Origin of the sequence: Embleya sp. NPDC005971, assembly GCF_040629175.1 — a bacterium.
GTDB lineage: Bacteria > Actinomycetota > Actinomycetes > Streptomycetales > Streptomycetaceae > Embleya.
The window spans coordinates 1-1,815 of record NZ_JBEXUX010000179.1; the positions used below are offsets into that span (position 1 = coordinate 1).

Here is a 1,815-nt window from a genome sequence, read left to right on the forward strand (position 1 = left end):
CGCCGGGATGAACCACCCCCACCAGCCCCGACACCCCCACACCCGACTGACACAACCATGCCGAAACCCGACCGACACACCCCCACAGATCATCACCCGCGCACGAAGGGCGGGAACAGGACCTCGGCGGCACCGTCTCGGGGACGGGCGAGGACAGCCTCGACGAACTCGACGACGGTCCCGACGAGTCACCACCGCGGGGGTGGGACGCCGACGAAACCGACCCCGACTCCCCCGCACCGCCGTACACGGGGTACGGGCTCTACGACGCACACGAGGAGGCCCTGAAATGGTGAGCCCCGGTGAGCAGTCGGGCGACGACAGAGACAACGCGTGGGTATACACCGATATCGACACGAAGGAACAGTCCCGGCCGGTGACCACCTGGCAGGGCTGGCAGGACTTCGCGACCGCACCGCCCCCGGTACCGCCCGGGCCCGACACGGCGCCACGCGGCCGGGAGGAACGCCTGGCCTACCACTCGACGTTCGTGACCGTCCGCACCCCGGCCATCGACACCCTCGCCACGAACGTGCGCACGCTGATGATCCTGGGCCGCCACCAACACACCACCGCCCGACCGTCCCTGATCGTCACCGGGCCCGCCGCCGCGGGCAAGACCACCGCCCTGCTCCACGTCGGACGCGCCTGCCACCTCGCGGAGGCCGCCCGACGCGGCGCAGGGGGTGCAGGGGTGGAAGGCCGGGTGCCGGTGGCGTACGTCCTCGTGCCACCGGGCGCGACCGCGAAGGCCCTGGCCGCCGAGTTCGCCCGCTACCTCGGCGTCCCCGTCACCACCCGGATGACACAGGCACAGATCACCGAGGCCGTCTGCCACACCTACGACCGGGTCGGTGTCCGTCTGGTCCTCATCGACGAGATCCACCGCCTCAACCCGCGTACCACCACCGGTGCGGAGACCGCGGATCTGTTGAAAGACCTCACCGAACGCATCCGGGCGACGTTCGTGTACGCGGGCATCGACGTGGCCGCCACAGCGTTGTTCGCGGGTGTACGCGGGGCGCAACTCGCCGGACGGGCCTGTCTGGTCGAGTGCGGCGCGTTCCCCGCACGGCTCGGCACACGCGAACCATTCAAAGAGTTGATCGCCGGCGTGGAAACCGCCCTGGACCCGAAGCGCACACCGGGCCGGGACACCACCGCCGCCTCGCGTCGTATCTCCACCACCGCACCGCCGGACGGATCGGCAGCCTCACCCGCCTCATCCGCCAAGCCGCCATCACCGCGATCGACGACGGCACCGAACGCATCACCAGGGCCTCTTTGGACGCTGTGCGCATCGACCACCTCGCCGAAACACACCAACGTCCCGGCACCGCCACCCGGCCACGCACACCCCGGCGATAGACACACCCCGGAGCCCTGCAGCCATGCAAAACCCTGTGACCTGCACAAACACGGACCGGGCCTTTAGACGCACAGGCTATGTGCAACACACCCGGGTGTTCTCAACACAACCGCAACAATCCCAGGTCAGGCCCTCACGACCCTCGCCCGGACAGCCACGAAACGTTCTCACCCAACCTGCAAAACCCCAGCCCACACCACCACCCACACACCAACCACCACCCCCGGAATCACAATGTACTCGAATACCTCGGCGCGTGCGGCGGCCCGTGTCGGCCAGGGTCGGTCGGCTCCCAGGTCGCTTTTCAGCGTGGAGAAGAACGACTCCGCGAGTGCGTTGTCCCAACAGACCCCGGTCCGACCGACCGACAGCCGGATGCCGAACTGCCTTGCCGGCCGGGCGAATTCGTGACTTGTGTACTGACAGCCGCGATCCGAGTGGAAGAT

At 68.6% G+C, this 1,815-nt stretch carries 2 protein-coding genes; one reads left to right on the forward strand and one right to left on the reverse strand.

The features are described from left to right. The first annotated feature begins 289 nt into the window (after positions 1 to 289). Positions 290 to 1,435 carry a TniB family NTP-binding protein gene (locus ABZ374_RS48415; protein ID WP_360325204.1) on the forward strand — a complete coding sequence of 382 codons (1,146 nt, stop codon included), beginning with the start codon at positions 290 to 292 and terminating at the stop codon, positions 1,433 to 1,435. A 101-nt stretch (positions 1,436 to 1,536) separates the two neighbouring features. Here ABZ374_RS48415 and ABZ374_RS48420 read toward each other — a convergent pair. Continuing rightward, a partial coding sequence (locus tag ABZ374_RS48420; RefSeq protein WP_360325207.1) for an integrase core domain-containing protein occupies positions 1,537 to 1,815 on the reverse strand: 279 nt, incomplete at its 5' end.

Coding starts and splice junctions, on each gene's coding strand:
- ABZ374_RS48415 (WP_360325204.1), top strand. CDS start 290: ATGGTGAGCCCCGGTGAGCAGTCGGGCGACGACAGAGACAACGCGTGG.